The sequence below is a fragment of the Bradyrhizobium sp. IC3123 genome (assembly GCF_020193625.1).
GTDB lineage: Bacteria > Pseudomonadota > Alphaproteobacteria > Rhizobiales > Xanthobacteraceae > Bradyrhizobium > Bradyrhizobium yuanmingense.
The window spans coordinates 418,460-439,483 of sequence record NZ_JADYVF010000003.1 but is presented as its reverse complement, the minus strand read 5'-3'; the positions used below and the strand labels follow the sequence as shown (position 1 = coordinate 439,483).

Here is a 21,024-nt window from a genome sequence, read left to right as displayed (position 1 = left end):
GTGCCGCGCCTTGATCTCGCCCTTTGATGGGACTAGTTAGAGAGTTCCTCAATCAGGATCTTCGCAGCCATGGATTTCACCCCGACCGCAACGCCCATCCGCCTTGCTCACGGGGAATTCCATGCCTGCTTCAATCATCCTGTCGAACCTGTCGCTGTCCACGCCTGACGGGCGCTCTCTCTTCTCAAACCTCGATCTGACATTCGGCGCCGAGCGAACTGGTCTCGTCGGCCGTAACGGCGTTGGCAAGACGACGCTGCTTGCGTCGATGCTCGGCGAACATATTCCTCAGTCGGGACGCGTTCTGATCAACGGCACTATCGGCTTGTTACGCCAGGACGTGCAGGTTCTTGCCGGCGGGACCGTGGCGGATCTGTTCGGCGTGCGGCCGGCGCTCGAGTTGCTGCGCCGTGCCGAGCGGGGCGACGCCTCCGCCGACGAGGTCGCTGCGGTCGACTGGACGCTCGAGACGCGGCTTGAGGCCGCGTTGGCGCGCCTCGGGTTCGATCCGTCTCCCGATACGGCGCTGTCGTGCCTGTCCGGTGGCCAGATCACGCGGGTTCGTCTCGCCGCGCTGGTGTTCGCTGCGCCTGACTTCCTGCTGCTGGACGAGCCCACCAACAATCTCGACCAGGACGGACGCAAGGCCGTCACCGATCTGCTGGCTGCCTGGCGCGGCGGCGCGATTATCGTCAGCCACGACCGGACACTGCTCGACACCATGGATGCGATCGTCGAGCTGACGTCGCTCGGCGCGACGCGATATGGTGGCAATTGGAGCAGCTTTCGAACGCAGAAGGCCATCGAGCTCGCGGCTGTGAGGCACGATCTCGCGCTTGCCGAGAACCGGCTGTCCGAGATCGACGGGAGGGCGCGGGAGGCCGCGGAGAAGAAAGCGCGCAAGGACAGCGGCGGCAGAAAGAAGCGCGCCAAGGGCGACATGCCGCGCATCCTGGCCGGCGCCCGCAAGGATCGCAGCGAGGACACCGGCGGCAAGAATGCACAAATCGCCGAGCGGCAGCGCGCGGAAGCGCTTCAAGCCATCGACACGGCGCGCCGGCGCGTCGAGGTTCTTCAGCCGCTCTCGGTCAAATTGCCCGCAACCGACCTGCCGGCGGGGAGGGAGGTGCTTTGGCTTGACGGTGTCAGCGCTGGCTTTTGGCCGGAGCAGCCTGTCGTGCGCGACCTCTCATTTGCGGTGGTCGGGCCGGAGCGCGTCGCGCTGGTCGGGCCCAATGGCTCCGGCAAGACGACGCTGCTGAAGCTCATCGTGGGCGAGCTGCGTCCGCTTGCGGGCATCGTGCGGCTCAGGCCGGATTTCGCGTTGTTCGACCAGAAGGTCAGCCTGCTCGACCCGGCGCGCTCCATCCTGGACAATTTTCGGCGTCTCAATCCGAAGGCCGGTGCGAACGAGTGCCATGCCGCGCTGGCCCGGTTCATGTTTCGCGCCGATGCCGCCTTGCAAATCGCCGGGAGCCTGAGCGGCGGGCAAATCTTCCGCGCGGGCCTCGCTTGCGTGCTGGGCGGGCAGCCGCCGCCGTCGCTGCTGATCCTGGACGAGCCGACCAATCATCTCGACTTCGAGTCCATCGAAGCCGTCGAGGCCGGCTTGCGGGCCTATGACGGCGCACTGCTGGTCGTCAGCCATGACGAGGCGTTCCTGCAGGCGATCGGGATCACGCGGCGGATCGAACTTGCCGCCAATTTGCCGCGCATCGATGGCGGGATCGTCTGATCCCGCCTGGCGCTCTGGATCTGGCTGTGATTTTCAAAAGCCCGACGCCCTGCCCCCAGCGCGTCGGGCGGAAAAAAATGAGTATAAATCCGTGATCCCAACGCCATTGTTGTGACGCGGGCCGCATCGATTTTCTACTCCGGGAAACTACCGCATCGGAACCAGGCTTCGTCTGCCCACCGATTGCGCGGCCTAGGATGCCGCGCCTCCACCCGGCTCCAGCGCCTCGCCGATCTCCAGCGGATGCGCCATGGTCTCGTGCAGCGCGTCGCGGTCGAGCTCGCCTTCGGAGATGCTGATGACCACGCAGGCAACGCCATTGCCGATCAGGTTGGTGAGCGCGCGGCATTCACTCATGAACTTGTCGATGCCGACCAGGATCGCGATCGACTGGATCGGGATATCAGGCACGATCGACAGCGTCGCAGCGAGCGTGATGAAGCCGGCGCCGGTCACGCCCGAGGCCCCCTTGGAGGTGATCATAGCGATGCCCAAAATGCCGAGCTCCTGCCAGATGGTCAGATGGGTGTTGGTCGCCTGCGCCAGGAACAGCGTCGCGAGCGTCATGTAGATGTTGGTCCCATCGAGGTTGAAGCTGTAGCCGGTCGGGATGACGAGGCCGACCACGGAGCGTGAGGCGCCGAGATGCTCCATCTTCTGGATCATCTGCGGCAGCACGGTCTCGGAGGACGAGGTGCCGAGCACGATCAAGAGCTCGTCCTTGATATAGGCGATGAAGCGCAGGATCGAGAAGCCGGCGAGCCGGGCGATCGAACCCAGCACGATCAGCACGAACAGGATACTGGTCAGATAGAACGTGCCGATCAGCGCGGCGAGATTGAGCAGCGAGCCGAGGCCGTAGGCGCCGACGGTGAACGCCATGGCGCCGAAGGCGCCGATCGGCGCGACGCGCACGATGATGCGGATGATGCCGAAGAACATCTTCGCCGCCTTGTCGATCGCGTCCGCAATGGGCTCGCCGGCCTTGCCGAGAAAGGCGATGGCGAAGCCGGAGAGAATCGAGATCAGCAGCACCTGCAAGAGGTCGCCGCGCGCGATCGCCCCGAGATAGCTGTCGGGAATGATCGCCATCAGATGGGCGACGATGCCCTCTTCGTGGGCCTTGGTGACGTAGGTCGCCACCGAATTCGGGTCGATCGTGGCTGGATCGATGTTGAAGCCGTGCCCGGGCTGGAGAATCTCCCCGACCAGAAGGCCGACCGCGAGGGCCACGGTCGAGACCGTCTCGAAATAGATCAGCGATTTCAGCCCGACCCGGCCGACCCGCTTCAGATCGCCCATCGAGGAGATGCCGTGCACCACGGTGCAGAAGATCACGGGCGCGATCATCATCTTGATCAGCGCGATGAAGCCGTCGCCGAGCGGCTTCAAGGCCTTGCCGAGATCGGGATAGACATAGCCGATGAGCACGCCGAGTGCGATCGCGATCAGCACCTGGACGTAGAGGATCTTGTACCAGGGCTGATGCCGGCGCTGGATGGCTGACGGGATCGCAATCTGTGTCATAATGTAGGCTCGGGAACGGATTGATCGTGCATGATTTGCATCATGTGATGGGCGCCGCAGAAGCGACAATCACATTTTTGTCTGTTGGCACGACCATCGGTCGTTGCGTCGAACTTGGGTGGGAACATGACGATCGCAACAGGCTCGGACGAGCAGAGTTATTTTCCACGTTGGAAGCTCAAGACCTCGGGCGTGATCATGCCGGAGGAGCGGCTGTCCTGGGGCCAGACCATCGTCTCGGGTCTTCAACATTGCGTCGCGATGTCCGGTGCGACGATCATCGCGCCGCTGTTGATGGGGTTCGATCCCAACGTTGCAGTTCTGTTCTCCGGCGTCGGCACGCTGATCTTCTTCGTCATCGTCGCCGGGCGCGTGCCTAGTTATCTCGGCTCGAGCTTCGCCTTCATCGCCGTCGTCATCGTCGCCACCGGCTATGCCGGGCAGGGGCCGAACCCGAACCTGTCGGTTGCGCTCGGCGGCATCGTCGGCGCCGGAGTGCTGTATGGCCTGATTTCGCTGGTCGTGATGTGGTCCGGTGTCGGCTGGATCGAGCGGCTGCTGCCGCCGGCCGTTACCGGCGCCGTCGTCGCCGCGATCGGCCTCAATCTCGCGCCGGTGGCGGTCAAGGCGGTGAGCGCCAATGCATTCGACACCTGGATCGGCCTCGCCACCGTCTTGATCATCGGCGTGGTCGCCGTTGCAGCACCAGGCCTGTGGCGCCGCCTACCGATCATCCTCGGGGCGGTCGGCGGCTATCTCCTCTACCTGCTGTTCGCGAACGGCCTCGGCTTTGGCAAGCCGATCGACTTCACGCAATTGTCGGCCGCGCCGTGGCTCGGGCTGCCGAACTTCACTGCGCCGAGCTTCCATGCCGATGCGATCTTCCTCATCGCGCCGGTTGCCGTCATTCTCGTTGCCGAGAATCTCGGGCACATCAAGGCCGTTGGCGCCATGACCGGCCGAAGCCTCGATTCTTATCTTGGCCGCGCTCTGTTCGCCGACAGCTTAGCTACCATCGTGGCGGCGTGCGGCGGTGGTACCGGCGTCACCACCTATGCCGAGAACATCGGCGTGATGGCGGCGACCAAGGTCTATTCGACCCTGCTGTTTGCGTTCGCAGCCTTGGTGTCGATCCTGCTCGGCTTCTCGCCGAAATTCGGCGCGCTCATCCTGTCCATCCCGGGTCCCGTCATCGGGGGGCTTTCGATCGTGCTGTTCGGATTGATCGCGGCGATGGCCGGACGAATCTGGGTCGAGAACAAGGTCGACTTCGCTAATCCTGCGAACCTCATCACGGTCGCGGTGGCGCTGATCGCAGGGGCCGGCGATCTCACGCTCAAATTCGGTGCATTCACGATCGGCGGCATCGGCACCGCGACCTTCGGCGCGATCATCCTCTATCAGATCTTGACCTCGCCGCGCGCGCAGCGAGCTGACTAGATCCCGGCATCTGCGAGGGATGGAACAAAACGCCGGTTCCATCCATGATGATGCATCCCGGAGAAAACACATGCCGCAAACCGAACGCTCGACCCCGTTTCCCTCGCGCCTCGTCGGCCAGTACGCGCTGGTGACCGGCGCCTCACAAGGCATCGGCCGTGCCGTCGCCATCCGGCTCGCCCAGGAAGGCGCGACCGTCGCCATCAATTATTTCGGCAGTCCCGAGGGGGCGGACGAGACGCTCGCGCTCGCACGAACCGCATCGAGCGATCGCGGCCACGGCAGGCTCGACCATATCGTCGTCAAGGCCGATATCGGCAATGAGCAGGACATCGCCGCGATGTTCGAGACGGTCCTGGCGCGTTTCAAGCGCCTCGACTGTCTCGTCAACAATGCCGGCTTCCAGCGGGAATCGCCGAGCGAGGCGCTCGACGTCGAAACCTATCGCCGCATCATCGACGTCAACCTGAACGGCGCCGTGCTGTGTGCGCAGAAGGCGCTGGCGCATTTCGTCGCGCGCGGGGCAGGCGGCAGCATCATCAACTGCTCCAGCGTCCACCAGATCATCCCCAAACCCGGCTATCTCGCTTACTCGATCAGCAAGGGCGGCATGGCCAATCTGACGCGCACGCTGGCGCTGGAATTCGCCGGCCAGCGCATCCGCGTCAATGCGGTTGGTCCCGGCGCGATCGACACGCCGATCAATGCGGCCTGGACCGGCGATCCGGAGAAGCGCGGCGTCGTCACCTCCCACATTCCGATGGGGCGCGTCGGCACGCCGGAAGAGATCGCCGCGGTGTTCGCCTTCCTCGCCTCGGACGACGCCAGCTACATCACCGGCCAGACCATCTATGCCTGCGGGGGCCTGACGCTGTTTCCAGAGTTTCGGGAGAACTGGGCAAGCTGAAAACCGGCTTGGGGTTGCGCGCGCCTCGCGCGTGGGATAGAGGGGCGCGACCGGTTGGGGATCTGCGGCGCCGTGTGCTATCGACCGTGGATGGCGCTGCCGCTATTGGCGGGCGCCGACACGTGAAGGGCCCGTGACCACAACCATCAACATCAATGCCTATAGTGACGCGCTGGTGGTGCTCGGGACTGCCGGCGTGGTGGTGCCAATGGTCCGGCATTGGGGCATCAATCCCGTGCTGGGCTATCTCGGGGCCGGCGCCATTCTCGGTCCGCTCGGGCTCGGCTCGCTCGTCAAGGACGTCCCGGTCCTGTACTGGTTCACCGTGACGGACGCCCAGAACGTCGAGGGTATCGCCAATCTCGGCATCGTGTTCCTGCTATTCCTGATCGGGCTCGAGCTGTCTTTCAGACGGCTCATGACGATGCGGCGTCTGGTGTTCGGGCTCGGCGGCCTGCAAGTCCTCGCGACGTCGGCCATGATTTTCGGCGTGGCGCTTCTCTTCGGGCAGAGCTCCGATACGGCCGTGATCCTCGGCGCGAGCCTTGCGCTGTCCTCGACGGCGATCGTGCTCGAGCTCTTGTCCGCCGAGAGGCGACTTTCCACCTCGGCCGGGCGCGCCAGCTTCTCGGTGCTGCTGGCTCAAGACCTCGCAGTCGTCCCCATTCTGGTTTTCGTCTCGGTGCTCGGCGCGGGAAGCGGTGGCTCGGTCGTGGCGCACGTCTCCAGTGCGGTCCTGAAGGCTGTGCTGGCGGTAGCCTTCCTCACTCTGGTCGGACGGCTATTGATGCGTCCGCTCTTCCAGATGGTTGCAGGCACCCATTCGACGGAGTTGTTCGTTGCCGCGACCTTGTTCGTCATCGTCGGCGCAGGGCTTGCCGCCCACCAGGCCGGCCTGTCGATGGCGCTCGGAGCCTTCGTTGCAGGACTGATGCTGGCGGAAACCGAATATGGCAAGGCCATCGAGGCCACCGTCGAGCCGTTCAAGGGCCTGCTGCTGGGCATCTTCTTCTTCACGGTCGGGATGGCGATCGACGTCCGTGTGTTCCTGCGCGAGCCCGGCTGGCTGCTGGCCGCCGTCGTCGGCATTCTCGTCGGCAAGGCGATCGTGCTCATCATCCTGGGACGCCTCTTCAGGCTGTCATGGCCGGCGGCGATCGAGATCGGCTTCCTGCTGGGCCCCGTCGGCGAATTCGCCTTCGTCAGCATCGGATTGGCGGCGGCCGGAGGCATGATCGAGCCCCCCGTGTCGAGCTTTGCCGTCGCCGTCACCGCCGTGACGATGGCCCTGACGCCGCTTCTGGGCATGCTCGGGCGACGATTGGCCGCGAAGCTGAGCAGCGAACGCACGCCCGATCCCGAGCTCGCGGTCCGGCCGCCCGGCGACCGGGCGCAAGCCATCGTGGTCGGCTATGGCCGTGTTGGAAAGGTGGTCTGCTCCCTGCTGACCAGCCATGGCCTGAACTACATCGCGGTCGATCACGCGGCCGTCGACGTGGCGCGTGATCGCCGCGACGGTCACAAGGTCTATTTTGGCGATGCGACAGAGCCGGGTTTCCTCGAAGCCTGCGGCTTGATGCAGACGACCGGCGTGATCATCACCATCCAGTCGCGGCCGGCGATCGATGCCGTCGTCGAGCGGATCCGGGCGGTGCGGCCGGACGTGCTGATCGTCTCGCGTGCGCGGGACGCCGATCATGCCCGGCACCTCTACGCGATCGGCGCAACCGATGCGGTGCCGGAAACCATCGAGGCGAGCCTGCAGCTCTCCGAAGCCGCACTGGTCGGCCTCGGCGTTGCAGTCGGGCATGCGATCGCCTCGGTGCACGAGAAGCGGGACGAGTTCAGGCTGACGCTGCAGCAGGCCGCGCGGATCGCGGGACAAGAGAAAGCTCGTCCGCTCGATCTCACGGGACGGCGGTCGCCGCGATAGCGGCTATGCGGCCGCCATGCGCCGGGATTGTCGTCATCTGGCAAAACGGGCCGGCGCGAACTACATCATGCGCCATGACGAATGCCCCTCCGGCAAAACCTCCGCTCCAGGATTTCATCGGCCGGCACGAACGCCTGTTCGTGCTGACGGGCGCCGGCTGCAGCACCAATTCCGGGATTCCCGACTATCGCGACAGCCAGGGCAATTGGAAGCGGACCCAGCCCGTCAACTTCCAGGCCTTCATGTCGGACGAGCAGACCCGCCGGCGCTATTGGGCGCGCAGCCTGATCGGCTGGCGGCGGTTCGGCCGGGCGAGGCCCAACGATGCGCATCGCGCGCTGGCCCGGCTCGAGGCGAACGGCCGGTGCGGGATGCTGCTTACCCAGAACGTCGACCGGCTGCATCAGTCGGCCGGCCATCGGCAGGTGATCGACCTGCACGGCCGGCTCGATCTGGTCCGCTGCATGGGCTGCGGGGCGAAGACGCCGCGCGAGGAGTTTCAGCACGCGCTCGGCCGCGCCAATGCGGCATGGCTGACGCTCGATGCCGCGGATGCACCCGACGGCGACGCCGATCTGGAGCACGAGGATTTTTCCTCCTTCGAGGTGCTACCTTGCCAAGCCTGCGGCGGCATCCTCAAGCCCGACGTGGTGTTCTTCGGTGAGAACGTGCCGCGCGAGGTGGTGGCCACGGCGCAGGATCATCTGGCAGAAGCCGATGCCATGCTGATCGTCGGCTCGTCACTGATGGTCTATTCCGGCTTCCGCTTCGTCCAAGCCGCCGCGCGGCGCAATATCCCCATCGCCGCGGTCAATCTCGGCCGCACCCGCGCCGACGATCTCCTGACGCTGAAGGTCGAGGAGCGCTGTGAAGCGGCGCTTGCATTCCTGCTCTGATCGCTCAGGCGCGAACACGCCTTGCCTATTGCATAGGTGCCGCGCAAAATAGCCGGTCACAGCGTTGCAGGCATGCCTCATGGCACGGGAATTGCTGTGCTTTTGGACCCGATCTTGACGATCAGCACGGAGAAATTGGAATGCTCGAGGGAGCCGAGGTGCGGCTTGCCGTTGATATCGGTGGCACGTTCACCGATATCGTGCTGGACGTGGGACAAGACCGCAAAACCCGCAAGGTGCTGACGACGCCACAGCGCCCCGAGCAGGCGGTGCTGGACGGCATGCGGCTCATTCTTGCCGATGCACGCGCGCATATCAGCGATATCGACGTCTTCATCCACGGCACGACGCTTGCGACCAACGCTATCATCGAGCGGCGCGGCGCCAAGACGGCGCTGATCGCAACCGAAGGCTTTCGCGACGTGCTCGATATCGGCACCGAGAGCCGCTACGACCAGTACGATCTCAGCATCGACAAGCCGAAGCCGCTGGCGCCGCGCGGCCTCCGCTTCACCGTGCCCGAGCGCATCGACGCCCACGGCGCCGTCCGCCTCCCGCTCGACGAGACGGCCGTGCGCGCGCTCGCGCCGAAATTGCGTGAACTCGGCGTCGAGAGCGTCGCGGTCGCCTTCCTGCACTCCTACGCCAATCCCGAGCACGAGCGACGCGCAGCGGCGATCATGGCCGAGGAGATGCCCGGCATCTCCGTGACGGTGTCTTCCGCCGTCTGTCCCGAAATTCGCGAGTATGAGCGCACATCGACTGCGGTCGCGAACGCCTATGTGCAACCCCTGATCGACGGTTATCTCGCCCGCATGGCCGACGCCCTGCAGGTCGAGCAGTTCCGCGGCGCGATCTACCTCGTCACCTCAGGCGGCGGCGTCACCTCGATCGAGACGGCGCGGCGCTTTCCAGTGCGTCTCGTCGAATCCGGTCCTGCGGGCGGCGCGATCTTCGCGGCGCAGATCGCGGCGCGCCTTGGCGAGAGCAAGGTGCTCTCTTTTGACATGGGCGGCACCACGGCAAAAATCTGCCTGATCGAGAAATACCAGCCCGAGACCTCGCGCGTGTTCGAGGTCGATCGCGCCGCGCGCTTCCTCAAGGGCTCCGGCCTGCCGGTGCGCATCCCCGTGATCGAGATGGTCGAGATCGGCGCCGGCGGCGGTTCGATCGCCCATGTCGACGCGATGAAGCGCGTCACCGTCGGCCCGGAGAGCGCCTCGTCGGAGCCGGGACCGGCCTGCTATGGCCGCGGCGGTCAGCGCCCCGCGGTGACGGATGCCGACGTTGCGCTCGGAATGATCGATCCTGACGCCTTTGCGGCCGGCACGATCAAGCTCGATCCGGAGCTGTCGAAACAGGCGCTGCTGCGCGATGTCGGTGCGCCGCTCGGCCTGTCGGCGGAAACAGCGGCTTATGCCGTGCACGAGGTGGTCTGCGAGAACATGGCGAGCGCCGCGCGCGTGCACGCTGTCGAGCGCGGCGCGGTGGTCGGCCAGCACACGCTGATCGCCTTCGGCGGCGCCGCGCCGCTGCATGCGGCGCGCGTTGCCGAGAAGATCGGCGTCTCCCGCGTGATCGTGCCCTCGAACGCCGGCGTCGGCTCGGCGGTCGGATTTCTGGCGGCTCCCATCGCGTATGAATTGGTGCGCAGCCGTCACGTCCGGCTCGATGATTTCGATACCGAGGCGGTCTCTGACTTGCTTCAGGACATGGTGACCGAAGCGCGCGCGCTGGTCGAGCCGGGCGCGGCCGGCGCGCCGGTGCGCGAGCGCCGCGCGGCTTTCATGCGCTATGTCGGCCAGGGCCACGAGATCACCGTCGAGCTGCCGAACCGTCCGCTGACGACGGCCGATCTCGCCGGTCTGCGGCAAAAGTTCGAGGCCGACTATTCCGCGATGTTCGAGCGACCGATCCCGGGCGCGGCGATCGAGGTTCTGAGCTGGTCGGTGCTCGCGACCACCGAGGCGCGCAATCCGCCCGCCGTCGCTTCCGTGGCGCGCCAGCCCGCGGCCAAGGCGTCCGGCAGCCGAAAATTCTTCGACGGCCGGGCCGGCGAAGTGATCGAGATCCCGCTCTATCGGCGCGAGGACATGGCGCCAGGGGCGACCATCGCAGGCCCCGCCGTGATCGCGGAAGACGAAACCTCGACCTTCGTCTCCACCAGTTTCGACGCCCATATCGACGGTGCCGGCAGCATCGTCATGGAACGAAAGGCGGCCTGATCATGAGCAAGGCAAATGGCGCGAGCCTGATCGACCTTCAGATCATGTGGCACCGGCTGATCGCCGTGGTCGAGGAGCAGGCGCAGGTGCTCTTGCGCACCGCCTTCAGCCCGATCGTGCGCGAATGCGGCGACCTCTCGGCCGGCGTGTTCGACCTCAGGGGGCGGATGCTGGCGCAGGCGGTGACCGGCACACCCGGCCACGTCAACTCGATGGCGGAATCGGTCAAGCACTTCATCGCTCACTTCCCGATCGAGACGATGAAGCAGGGCGATGCCTACATCACCAACGATCCCTGGATGGGGACCGGTCATCTCAACGATTTCGTCGTCACCACGCCCTGCTTCAAGGACGGCAAGGTCGTCGCACTGTTCTCCTGCACCAGCCATCTCATGGACATCGGCGGCATCGGCTTCGGGCCCGATGCCACCGACGTGTTCATGGAGGGGCTCTACATCCCCATGCTGAAGCTGATCGACCAGGGCGTCGTCAACGAGACGCTGATGGCGATGATCCGCACCAACACGCGGCTTCCGATCGACACCGAGGGCGACACCTATTCGCTCGCCGGCTGCAACGACGTTGGCTGCGAGCGCCTGGTCGAGATGATGAGCGAGTTCGGCATCGAGACGCTCGACGAGCTCGGCGACTACATCTGCGACCGCTCGCGCGAGGCCGTGCTGGCCGAGATTGCAAAGCTGCCGAAGGGCAGCTGGCGCAACACCATGGTGGTCGACGGATATGATGCCCCGGTGACGCTGGCGGCGACGCTGACCATCTCGGATACCGGCATCCACGTCGATTTCGACGGCACGTCCGCCGCGTCAAAATTCGGCATCAACGTGCCGCTGTCCTACACCACCGCCTATACCGTGTTCGGCCTCGGCTGCGTCGTCGCCTCGCAGATCCCCAACAATGCCGGCTCGCTCTCGCCGCTGACGGTGTCTGCGCCGGCCGGTGCCATCCTCAATGCGCCGAAGCCGGCGCCCGTGGCGTCGCGCCACGTCATCGGCCAGATGCTGCCGGACGTCGTGTTCGGCTGCCTGCGCCAGATCATTCCCGAGCGCGTGCCTGCGGAAGGCACCTCCTGCCTGTGGAATCTCAACGTGCGCGGCCAGACCCGCTCCGGCGCCGGCGGCAATTACGGGTTCTCGATGGCAGTCACCTCCAACGGCGGCACCGGTGCGCGCTTCGGCAAGGACGGGCTGTCGGCGACCGCTTACCCAAGCGGCGTGCGCGGCACGCCGGTCGAGATCGCGGAGACGCAGACGCCGCTGATCTTCTGGCGCAAGGAGCTGCGCCCGGATTCCGGCGGGGCAGGGCGCACCCGCGGCGGCCTCGGCCAGATCATCGAAGTCGGCAGCGGGGTCGATGCGCCGTTCGACATCCTCGCCGCGTTCGACCGCATCGACCACCCGCCGCGCGGGCGGGACGGCGGCCAGAACGGCGAGGCCGGCTATGTCGGTCTCAAGTCCGGCAAGAAGCTGCGCGGCAAGGGCTTTCAGCAGGTGCCGCCGGACGACCGGCTGGTGGTGCTGACGCCCGGCGGTGCCGGCATCGGCGATCCCAGGGAGCGCGATCGCGCGGCCGTCAACGACGACGTCGCAAGCGGTCTCGTGTCTTCGGAGAACGCAGTCAAGGTCTATGGGTACGCGCGTTGATGCATCAACGCGCTCGGTAAACGGAGGGGAGCAATGATTACGCGACGGAACTTCACTGTGGGCGCAGCGACGCTGCTCGCCGCCGGCCACATCTCGACTCGCGCACGGGCGGCAACGAGCTGGGATATGTCGACGGTCTGGCCCGACGGCAATTTCCACACCCAGAACGCGATGGCGTTTGCGGAGGAGGTGAAGAAGCAGAGCAATGGTGCGGTCGCCATCACCGTGAAGGCCGGCGGCCAGCTCGGCTTCAAGGGGCCCGAGCACTTGCGGGCCGTGCGCGACGGCCTGGTGCCGCTCGCCGACGTCCTCAACATCCAGCAGGTCGGCGACGAGCCCTTCATGGGCGTCGAGAGCATCCCCTTCCTCTGCGGCTCCGTGGAGGAGCTCAAGGTGCTGCACAAATATGTGCGGCCTGAATACGAGAAGATCGCTGCGCGCAACAACCAGAAGATCCTCTACATCGTGCCGTGGCCGACGCAATATCTGCATCTGAAGGCGAAGGTCGCCGAGGTCGAGGGCCTCAAGAACATCAAGATCCGCGTGCCCGACAAGAATGCGGTCGAGATGCTCAATGCCATCGGTATGGCGGCGGTGATGATCCCCTGGGGCGAAACGATCCCCGCACTCGCCTCCGGCGCGGTGGCCGGGGTCTCCACCTCGTCGGTGTCCGGCGTCGACGGCAAGTTCTGGGAGTTCCTGAAATACGTCTACCCGACCAACCATGTCTGGTCGTCGCAGATGCTCACCGTCAATCTCGATGCCTGGAAGGCGCTCGGCGCCGATCAACAGAAGCTGGTCGCTGACATCGCGGCGAAGATGGAGCCCGGCTTCTGGGCCAATTCGCTCAAGGCCGATGTCGACAGCCTCAACCGCCTCAAGGAGGGCGGCATGGAGGTGGTGCCGGTCTCGGACGCCATGATGAAGGACATCCGGGCCAAGACCGCGCCGCAGTTGGACGCCTTCCTCAAGCGCGTGCCGGCGGCGGACAAGCCGGTGCGGGCCTATCTCGCCGAAATCAAGCGCGGCTGAGGGCGAGACGTGGTGAGCCTTTCGCCCGAAGCATCGCAAAGCCTCAACGCAGCGGCGCCCGCGCCGCTGCGCATCGTCCTCGACGCCATCGATCGCCTCGGCCGGCTCGACGGCTGGATCGGCGGCTTCTGTCTCCTGATGCTGACGCTGTTGATGCTGTGCGAGGTCGCAACCCGCTTCCTCTCGAACTTCCTGCCGTTCTTCCCGCCGACCATCTCGATCGCGTGGGAATATTCCTCCTATCTGATGGCGGCGGCCTTCACTTTCGGCGCCGCCATGACGCTGCGCGTCGGCGGCCACATCCGCGTCGTGCTGCTCCTGAAGAACGCACCCGTGCCGGTGCAGCGCGCGCTCGAGATCCTCTCGGCGGCGGCCGGCTTCGCCTTCATGGCGTTCCTGACCATGGCCATGGCGAAATTCGCCTGGAGCGCCTTCGTGCGCGGCCAGGTCTCGACCTCGAGCGACACGCCGCTGTGGTTTCCGCAAGCGATCGTCACCTTCGGCATGTTGCTGCTGACGCTGCAGTTCCTCGCGCGTGCGATCCAGGCCGCGCTCGGCCTGCCGCTGGAGGACCATCGCATGAAGGCCTCGCCCGTCGAATGACCGCCTTGCCCGCATCCGGATCCAAGTTCGCATGACCGTCGAAGTCGTCGCCCTGTTCGCGATCCTGTTTGTGCTGCTGGCTTGCGGCGTCTGGATCGGCCTCACGCTTGCGCTGACCGCGACGCTGCTGCTCGCGATGTTCCGCTCGATCCCGCTTGAAAAACTGCTGCCGCAATACGCCTGGAACATCCTGACCACGCAGGAGCTGCTGGCGCTGCCGCTGTTCATTCTGATGGGCGAGTTGCTTTTCCGCACCCGCCTGTCGCGCTCGCTGTTTCAGGGACTGGCACCGTGGGCCGGGCTGCTGCCCGGCCGCCTGCTGCATGTCAACGTGATCGGCTGCACCATCTTCGCGGCGATCTCGGGCTCGTCGGCCGCGACGACGCAGGTGATCGGCCGCATGTCGCTCAGCGAGCTCACGCGCCGAGGTTATTCCCGTGACATCGCGATCGGCTCGCTCGCCGGCGCCGGCACGCTGGGCTTCCTGATCCCGCCCTCCAACATCATGATCATCTACGGCGTGCTCGGCGACGTCTCGATCCTGAAGCTGTTCACCGCCGGCGTGCTGCCGGGCTTCCTGCTGGCCGCGACGTTCATGGCCTGGGTGATGCTGCACACCACCCTCAAACCCGCGATGGTGCCCGAGACCGAAGCCAAGCTCTCGCAGGTGCCGTGGAGCGAGCGCTTTGCAGCACTGAAGGATCTCGCGCCGGCGCTGTTCCTGATCGCATGCGTGCTCGGCTCGATGTATGGCGGGCTCGCAACGCCCTCCGAAGCTGCCGCGGTCGGCGTGCTCGGCGCGGCCCTGGTTGCCTGGGTGCAAGGCGCAATGTCGCAGCAGGTGATCCGCGACGTCTTGATCGGCTCGGTCGTCACCTGTTCGATGATCGCGCTGATCGTGCTGGGAGCCTCGATCCTCGGCAATGCCGCGGCCTTCCTCGGCATCCCGCAGGCGGTGGCCGCGTTCGTCAAGAGCCTCGGCCTGTCGCCCTTCATGCTGATCGTGGCGCTGATCGTCTTCTATCTCGTGCTCGGCTGTTTCCTCGACGGCTTCTCGATGATCGTGATGACGCTGCCGATCGTGCTGCCGATCGTGAAGGGTGCCGGCTTCGACGAGGTCTGGTTCGGCGTCTTCCTTGTGCTCGCCGTGGAGATGGCGCAGATCACGCCGCCCGTCGGCTTCAACCTGTTCGTGATCCAGGGGCTGACCGACGACGGTCTCGGCTATATCGCCCGCGTCACGATGCCGTACCTCATGATCATGATCGGGTTCGTGCTGCTGCTGACGCTGTGGCCGGGCATCGTCACGATTCTGCCGAAGGTGCTTTACGGATAAGACAACTTGTTCCGGGATCGGCGGATCGAAAGCAAAACGGTCAGCGCCGCTGCCGTTTCAAGTCCCCCTGCATCGAAGCGACTTCGGCGCGCATTCCATATTTGCAGGCCCTGTGATCCGTCGTACAGTGTGACGGCAAGCAGAAGTACAACAGCAACCACTCCGGTGAACGTGGCTCCTCGGCGCGATGCGCCGAGGAAGGGGACGTCTGTTGACGATTCGGTCCGATGGAGGACGATCGACGCACACTGAACTGCAAATACCCCTCGCAAGCCGCATTCACGAGACGCAATCAACAAACACAAGAGCGGGAGGAAGTGCAAATGAGGAAACAGTGGCTCAGCTCGGCCTTGGCTGTCGTTGTCGTTGCGACACTTGCAGCGACGGCGGCATTGGCTCAGTCCGTGGATACGGCCCGGATCGAGGCCGCCGGCCAGAACGATTGGCTCACCTATCACGGTTCGTACAAATCCCATCACTACAGCCCGCTTACACAGATCAATACGAGCAATGTCGGCAATCTGGGCGTGGCATGGATGCACATTCCCGGGCGATCGACGCGCGGCCTGCAGTCGATGCCGCTCGTCGCCGACGGCGTGCTGTACTATTCGGGCTCTTACAGCCGGGTCTTCGCGCTGAACGGCGCCAGCGGCGAGGTGATCTGGTCGTTCTTTCCGGAGCTGGATGAAGCGCTGATCAGCCGCCAGACCCACTCGCCCTATAACCGCGGCGTCGCTCTCGGCGAAGGCAAGGTCTTCGTCGGCACCATGGACGGTCGTGTCTTCGGGCTGGACGCCAAGACCGGAAAGGTTCTCTGGGAGACCAGGCTGATCGACTCGCAGAAGCTGACGGTCGGCTTCACCGGCGCGCCGCTCTACGCCAAGGGCAGCGTGATCATCGGCGCGCAAGGCGGCGAATGGCCGGGCCGCGGCCCGATCTTCGCGCTCGATGCCGCAACCGGAAAGAAGAAGTGGGAGTTCCTCACGGTCGCAGGCACCGAAGAGGCGATGAAGACCTGGGGCAACGAGTCCTGGCGCACCGGCGGTGGTGGCGGCTGGATGCCGGGCACCTACGATTCCGAGACCAACACTGTCCTGTGGGGCACTGCGAATCCGGCGCCGCTCTACGATTGGTCGGGTCCGGACTACAAGACCCAGGGGGCGCGTCCCGGCGATAACCTCTATACGAGCTCGGTGATCGGGCTCGACATCGATACCGGCAAGCTGAAATTCTACCATCAGGAACTGCCGCACGATGCCTGGGACTTCGACAGCTCGGTCGGCGAATTCGTGATGCTCGAGCGTGACGGCCAGAAATACGTCGTCCATCCGAACAAGGGCGGCTTCGTCTTCGTCTACGACCGCAATCTCAAAGTGAAGAACGTCTGGCGGCTGGTCGAGAACATCAACTTCGTCAAGGACATAGATCCCAAGACCGGCGCCCTGATCGGCCGTCGCGATTTCCCGGTCGGCAAGGTCACCGAACCGCCGCTGTGTCCGTTCATCGGCGGCGGCATCAGCTGGAACGCCGGCTCCTACAGCCCCAAGACCGGTCTCTATTACAAGATCGGACAGGAATGGTGCATGACGCTGGATATCCAGAAGACGACGCCGGTCACCACGCCGCAGGTCCAGCTCAACATCGGTGCCGATTTCAAGATGGTGCCTCCTCCGGGTGGCGAGATCTACGGACATCTCGACGCGCGCGATCCCATCACGGGCGCGAAGAAATGGGAGGTTCGCTATCCCGAGCCTCCGCTCGGAAGCGTGCTGTCGACCGCAGGCAACCTCGTCTTCGTGCCTGATTCGCGTGGCGTGCTGCACGCCTATGATGCCGAAACTGGCGCCGAGCTATGGAGGCACAACAACGGCACCGGCCATCAGGGCGGCATCGTCAGCTACTCCGTCGGCGGCAAGCAATATATCGCGGTGACGGCGGGCTTCGGCGGGATGCTGGCGGACGAATATGCGCCGAACTTCGGCGGCGTCTACAAGAGCATGCCGCGTGACGACGGCGCCCTGGTCGTCTTCAGCCTGAAATAGTCTGCCGCAGATGTTCTGATCATGGAGCGGGCGCAAGCCCGCTCCTCGATCGATGTCGCGGCCGCGTGGCTCAGGAATGGAGCGTAGCTGTTGAGACTATCTTGCAAGACGATTTTGGCGGGGCTGGGCGCCTCGTTGCTGTGGGCTGCGATGGCCCAGGCCCAATCCGCCACACCCGCGCCGGAGAACACGGCGTTCGAGGTCGAGCAGGTGTTTGCGGGGACTTGCGGCTTCTGTCACTCCGACGGTGGCCGGGCCGCTGGGAAGGGGCCGCAACTGATGAATTCGCCGCGCGACGACGACTATATCCGCAGTCGCATCAAGCTCGGCAAGCAAGGAGCGATGCCGGCCTTTGACGGCGCCTTCACCGACGCCCAGATCGACCAGATGGTCAAGTACATCCGCGCCCTGAAACCGCGCGACGGCTGACTAGCATAGAGTGTGGAATGAAGACATTTGTCCCGGTCATCGTCGCTGCCGCCATCGTCCTGTCGGGGCAGGCGGCGGCGCGCCCCCTGGAGGCGATCCGCTCCAGCGGCGTGATCGGGCTCTGCGCGCATCCCAATTCGCTTCCCTTCGCGCACAAGACCGGCGATCCGCCCGGCTTCCAGGTCGAACTCGGTCGGGTGCTGGCACGCGAGCTCGGTGTCTCGCTGCGGCTCGACTGGATCATCACGCAGTACCAGATGCGCAGCGCCGGCTGCGACATTCTCCTGGACGTCATCGCCGATCGCGAAGCGCAAGGCGAAACCCGTCTGAGAATCTCCAAACCGTATTATCGCACAGGCGTCGCGCTCGCCGTGCCGTCATCCAGCACGCTCACGTCCTTCGCCAGCCTCAACGAATCGACCAAGGTGGGCGTGCAGGTTGGATCGATCGCAGCCATGATCATCGGTCAGCGGCGCGTGCCGATATCGACCTTCGGCTTCGAGAGCGACAGCCTGGAGGCCGTGTCGAACCGCGAGATCGACGCCGCCGCGGTCACGCCCACCGCCGCCAGCTATTTCAATCTGACCCACCCGGACAAACCGCTCCGGATCCTCGATCGCGACGAGAGCACGGCCGATCTGAACTGGAACGTCGGCGTCGGCATGGTCCGCCCGGACGATGCGTTGCGCGAAGCCATCGACGCAGCCGTGGAGCGGCTGCGCAGCGACGGCACGATCGACCGGATCTACCGCCGCTACGGCATCGCGCTGCAGGCGCCGAGATAGCGCGCTTGCCGCGCGAATACGGAGCTCGCGTGCGGCCTCAGGCTGCGGCCTTCTTCCGCGCGAGCTCGGCCTTGTACAGCTCGAACTCCTCCGCGATCGCCTTGGCAATCGAAGGTCGCTGACACAGCCGTTCGTGATACGCCTTCAGGTTCGGCCATTTCGCAAGCTCGATCGGCGGCGTCGCCATGGTCCAGTTGATGACCGTGACGAGATAGGCATCGGCCACGCTGAAATGGTCGAGCAGGAACTCGCGTCCTTTCAGGTAATTGTCGAGATAGTCGAGCCGTGACAGGTTCTTCTCCAGGGCATAGGCCTTGACTTCCTGCGGCGCCTTGCGGTCGAGCATGGGGATGAAGAGACTCTTGTGCAGCTCGGTGCCGATGAAGCAGAGCCATTGATGCAGCCGGGTGCGCTCGATGCCGGCGCTCGCGCCGAGGCCGGCTTGCGGGAAACGGTCCGCGACATATTGCAGGATCGCAGCGTTCTCGGTCAGCACCATGCCTTCATCGGTGCGCAGCGTCGGCACGAGGCCGATCGGATTCACGGTGCGGAAGTCGGAGCCGTCGCTCAAGACCGTCTTGGTCGGCGGATCGACTTCGAGGTAGTTCGCCTCGGCGCCGGCTTCATACAGCGCGACGCGTGTCGCCATCGAGCAGGCAAGCGGCGAGAAATAGAGATCCATCTGTAGCCTCCTTGGGCAATTCCTCTTTGGGTGTCGCTCAACCTGGCCAGATTGATTTTTGTACCATCTTGCATAATATGGGTGAGGTCAAGGAATAACTTGCGGAATGGTACAAAAATCGAAGCCGCCAGCTGCTGCCAATCAGCCCGAGCGTCGCGGCGAGTCCGAGCGTCGCGGTGGGCCTAAGCGCCGCGGCCGTCCGCGCGCCTACGAGCCCGATATCGCGCTCGGCAAGGCGCTCGATCTGTTCCGCAAGCAGGGTTTCGCGGCCACCTCGCTCGACGATCTCAGCGCAGCCACCGGCATGAACCGGCCGAGCCTCTACGGCGCCTTCGGCGACAAGCGCGAGCTCTACATCAAGAGCTATCAGCGCTACCGCGACGAGGCGGGCGCGGCGATGGTCGCGATCTTCCGCGAGGAGATGCCGCTGCGCCAGCGGCTGGAGCGCATCTACGCAGCCGCGCTGGACATCTATCTGTCCGGCGACACCGGACCGCGCGGTTGCTTCACGGTCGTGACCGCGGCCTCCGAGGCGGTCGGCGATCCCGAGATCCGCGCCATGGTGCTGGACGGCCTCACCGGGCTCGACAAGGCCTTTGCCAGTTGCTTCCGCCGCGCCAAGGAGAAAGGCGAGCTGCCGGAGAGCGCCGATCCGTTCGCGCTGGCACAGATCGCATCGGCCACCATCCACACCATCGCCATCCGCTCCCGCGCCCGCGTGCCGCGCAAGGAGCTGGAGGCGATCGTCAAGAGCGCGATCGACGTGATGATCGGCGCCAAAGGATAAGCTGGAAGCGAAGCTTCAATATCCCCGCTTTCGGTCCACCACGTTCTCCAGCGCGCCGCCCGCCTCAAACCGGGCGATCTGCTCGGCGACATAGGCCGAGATCGCATCCGCGTCGGTGTCGGCGGCATTGTGCGGCGTCAACACCACCTTGGGGTGGGTCCAGAACCGGCTGTCCTTCGGCTGCGGCTCCTGCACGAAGACGTCGAGCGAGGCGGCGCCGAGCGTGCCGTCGTCGAGGCAGGCGAGAATATCGGCCTCGTTCTGCAGGCCGCCGCGGCCGGCATTGATCAGCACCGGCGCGCCGAGCGGGCTGGTGCGATTGAGCTTGGCGAAGACCTCGCGGTTGAGGATGCCGTGCGTGTCTGATGTCAGCGGCAGCAGGCAGACCAGGATATCGGTCCTGCGCAGGAACGCGTCCATTCCGGCGGCGCCGTGGAAGCATTCGACGCCCTCGAACGTGCGCGGGCTGCGGCTCCAGCCGGCGACGCGGAAGCCGAGCCGCCGCAGCACGTCGGCCGCATCGGCGCCGAGCGTGCCCAGCCCCATGACGCCGACCGTGATCGCGCTCGCCGGCCACTGATATCTGGGCTCCCAGCGCTTCTCGCGCTGCGATTGCCGCAGGTAAAGCTCCTGGCGGTGATGCATCAGAACGTGCAGCACGACATATTCGGTCATGCGATTGGTGAGATCGGGCACGGCGACGCGCACCAGCGGCACTTCGGGCAGGCTCTTGTCCGCCATCAGCGCGTCAACGCCGGCGCCAAGGTTGAAGATCGCCCGCAGATTGGGGAACGCACCGAGATCGCCGGGCACCGGCTTCCACACCGCCGCATAATGCACCTCCGCCGGATCGAGCCCGGCGTCCGGCAGCAGCACCACGCGGCGGTTGCCGCAGACCGCGTCGAAACGGGCCTTCCACCGCTCCGGCAGCCAGTTCTGTTGCGTGCTGTTGATCAGGACGGCCAGTGTGCCCATGGTCATTCGAAGTGCCTCTTCGGGTTCCG

Annotated in this window: 17 protein-coding genes; 14 read left to right on the top strand and 3 right to left on the bottom strand. The window is 65.2% G+C overall.

All coding sequences use genetic code 11. The features are described 5' to 3' along the window. Positions 1-121: 121 nt before the first annotated feature. Entirely contained in the window at positions 122-1,735 is a 1,614-nt protein-coding gene (locus I6F20_RS12150) for an ABC-F family ATP-binding cassette domain-containing protein (RefSeq protein WP_225112967.1), read from the top strand. A gap of 192 nt (positions 1,736-1,927) precedes the next feature. On the opposite strand, the gene I6F20_RS12145 is transcribed toward I6F20_RS12150, so the two are convergent. Next, positions 1,928-3,262, bottom strand: coding sequence for a dicarboxylate/amino acid:cation symporter (locus I6F20_RS12145; protein WP_225126345.1), 1,335 nt, complete (start codon positions 3,260-3,262; stop codon positions 1,928-1,930). 126 nt (positions 3,263-3,388) lie between these two features. On the opposite strand from I6F20_RS12145, the gene I6F20_RS12140 reads away from it, so the two are divergent. The 12 genes from I6F20_RS12140 to I6F20_RS12085 all read left to right on the top strand — a co-directional run bounded on the left by I6F20_RS12140 (position 3,389) and on the right by I6F20_RS12085 (position 18,551). Further along, positions 3,389-4,702, top strand: a complete 1,314-nt coding sequence (locus I6F20_RS12140; RefSeq protein ID WP_225126344.1) for a solute carrier family 23 protein — start codon at positions 3,389-3,391, stop codon at positions 4,700-4,702. 70 nt (positions 4,703-4,772) lie between these two features. Next, positions 4,773-5,609, top strand: a complete 837-nt coding sequence (locus tag I6F20_RS12135) for an SDR family oxidoreductase (protein ID WP_035998460.1) — start codon at positions 4,773-4,775, stop codon at positions 5,607-5,609. 133 nt (positions 5,610-5,742) lie between these two features. Continuing rightward, entirely contained in the window at positions 5,743-7,542 is a 1,800-nt protein-coding gene (locus I6F20_RS12130) for a cation:proton antiporter domain-containing protein (protein ID WP_225126342.1), read from the top strand. A gap of 74 nt (positions 7,543-7,616) precedes the next feature. Further along, positions 7,617-8,438 carry an NAD-dependent protein deacetylase gene (locus I6F20_RS12125; protein ID WP_225126340.1) on the top strand — a complete coding sequence of 274 codons (822 nt, stop codon included), beginning with the start codon at positions 7,617-7,619 and terminating at the stop codon, positions 8,436-8,438. 140 nt (positions 8,439-8,578) lie between these two features. Then, the gene (locus I6F20_RS12120) at positions 8,579-10,663 is read left to right on the top strand and encodes a hydantoinase/oxoprolinase family protein (RefSeq protein WP_035998471.1); all 2,085 of its coding nucleotides are present in this window, start codon (positions 8,579-8,581) and stop codon (positions 10,661-10,663) included. Positions 10,664-10,665: 2 nt separating this feature from the next. Next, positions 10,666-12,324 carry a hydantoinase B/oxoprolinase family protein gene (locus I6F20_RS12115; protein WP_225126338.1) on the top strand — a complete coding sequence of 553 codons (1,659 nt, stop codon included), beginning with the start codon at positions 10,666-10,668 and terminating at the stop codon, positions 12,322-12,324. 33 nt (positions 12,325-12,357) lie between these two features. Next, the gene (locus I6F20_RS12110) at positions 12,358-13,356 is read left to right on the top strand and encodes a TRAP transporter substrate-binding protein (protein ID WP_225126337.1); all 999 of its coding nucleotides are present in this window, start codon (positions 12,358-12,360) and stop codon (positions 13,354-13,356) included. Between the two features lie 9 nt (positions 13,357-13,365). Continuing rightward, positions 13,366-13,959 carry a TRAP transporter small permease subunit gene (locus I6F20_RS12105; RefSeq protein ID WP_225126335.1) on the top strand — a complete coding sequence of 198 codons (594 nt, stop codon included), beginning with the start codon at positions 13,366-13,368 and terminating at the stop codon, positions 13,957-13,959. Between the two features lie 31 nt (positions 13,960-13,990). After that, entirely contained in the window at positions 13,991-15,295 is a 1,305-nt protein-coding gene (locus tag I6F20_RS12100) for a TRAP transporter large permease (protein ID WP_225126333.1), read from the top strand. Between the two features lie 323 nt (positions 15,296-15,618). Continuing rightward, entirely contained in the window at positions 15,619-17,337 is a 1,719-nt protein-coding gene (locus tag I6F20_RS12095) for a pyrroloquinoline quinone-dependent dehydrogenase (RefSeq protein WP_035998486.1), read from the top strand. Between the two features lie 114 nt (positions 17,338-17,451). Next, positions 17,452-17,766 carry a c-type cytochrome gene (locus I6F20_RS12090; RefSeq protein ID WP_225126332.1) on the top strand — a complete coding sequence of 105 codons (315 nt, stop codon included), beginning with the start codon at positions 17,452-17,454 and terminating at the stop codon, positions 17,764-17,766. A gap of 17 nt (positions 17,767-17,783) precedes the next feature. Then, entirely contained in the window at positions 17,784-18,551 is a 768-nt protein-coding gene (locus I6F20_RS12085) for a substrate-binding periplasmic protein (protein ID WP_057028082.1), read from the top strand. Between the two features lie 37 nt (positions 18,552-18,588). Here I6F20_RS12085 and I6F20_RS12080 read toward each other — a convergent pair whose 3' ends face one another. Beyond that, positions 18,589-19,233 carry a glutathione binding-like protein gene (locus I6F20_RS12080; protein ID WP_225126331.1) on the bottom strand — a complete coding sequence of 215 codons (645 nt, stop codon included), beginning with the start codon at positions 19,231-19,233 and terminating at the stop codon, positions 18,589-18,591. A gap of 106 nt (positions 19,234-19,339) precedes the next feature. Between I6F20_RS12080 and I6F20_RS12075 the strand changes: the two genes are divergently transcribed. Next, on the top strand, positions 19,340-20,020 hold the full coding sequence (locus tag I6F20_RS12075) for a TetR/AcrR family transcriptional regulator (RefSeq protein WP_035998494.1): 681 nt from the start codon (positions 19,340-19,342) through the stop codon (positions 20,018-20,020). Between the two features lie 15 nt (positions 20,021-20,035). Here the strand turns inward: I6F20_RS12075 and I6F20_RS12070 are convergent, their stop codons facing one another. Continuing rightward, positions 20,036-21,001 (bottom strand): 2-hydroxyacid dehydrogenase, encoded by a 966-nt coding sequence (locus I6F20_RS12070; protein WP_225126330.1) that lies wholly within the window; start codon positions 20,999-21,001, stop codon positions 20,036-20,038. Positions 21,002-21,024 lie beyond the last annotated feature (23 nt).

Coding starts and splice junctions, on each gene's coding strand:
- I6F20_RS12075 (WP_035998494.1), top strand. CDS start 19,340: ATGGTACAAAAATCGAAGCCGCCAGCTGCTGCCAATCAGCCCGAGCGT.
- I6F20_RS12150 (WP_225112967.1), top strand. CDS start 122: ATGCCTGCTTCAATCATCCTGTCGAACCTGTCGCTGTCCACGCCTGAC.
- I6F20_RS12135 (WP_035998460.1), top strand. CDS start 4,773: ATGCCGCAAACCGAACGCTCGACCCCGTTTCCCTCGCGCCTCGTCGGC.
- I6F20_RS12100 (WP_225126333.1), top strand. CDS start 13,991: ATGACCGTCGAAGTCGTCGCCCTGTTCGCGATCCTGTTTGTGCTGCTG.
- I6F20_RS12085 (WP_057028082.1), top strand. CDS start 17,784: ATGAAGACATTTGTCCCGGTCATCGTCGCTGCCGCCATCGTCCTGTCG.
- I6F20_RS12145 (WP_225126345.1), bottom strand. CDS start 3,262: ATGACACAGATTGCGATCCCGTCAGCCATCCAGCGCCGGCATCAGCCC.
- I6F20_RS12115 (WP_225126338.1), top strand. CDS start 10,666: ATGAGCAAGGCAAATGGCGCGAGCCTGATCGACCTTCAGATCATGTGG.
- I6F20_RS12110 (WP_225126337.1), top strand. CDS start 12,358: ATGATTACGCGACGGAACTTCACTGTGGGCGCAGCGACGCTGCTCGCC.
- I6F20_RS12125 (WP_225126340.1), top strand. CDS start 7,617: ATGACGAATGCCCCTCCGGCAAAACCTCCGCTCCAGGATTTCATCGGC.
- I6F20_RS12070 (WP_225126330.1), bottom strand. CDS start 21,001: ATGACCATGGGCACACTGGCCGTCCTGATCAACAGCACGCAACAGAAC.
- I6F20_RS12095 (WP_035998486.1), top strand. CDS start 15,619: ATGAGGAAACAGTGGCTCAGCTCGGCCTTGGCTGTCGTTGTCGTTGCG.
- I6F20_RS12080 (WP_225126331.1), bottom strand. CDS start 19,233: ATGGATCTCTATTTCTCGCCGCTTGCCTGCTCGATGGCGACACGCGTC.
- I6F20_RS12140 (WP_225126344.1), top strand. CDS start 3,389: ATGACGATCGCAACAGGCTCGGACGAGCAGAGTTATTTTCCACGTTGG.
- I6F20_RS12120 (WP_035998471.1), top strand. CDS start 8,579: ATGCTCGAGGGAGCCGAGGTGCGGCTTGCCGTTGATATCGGTGGCACG.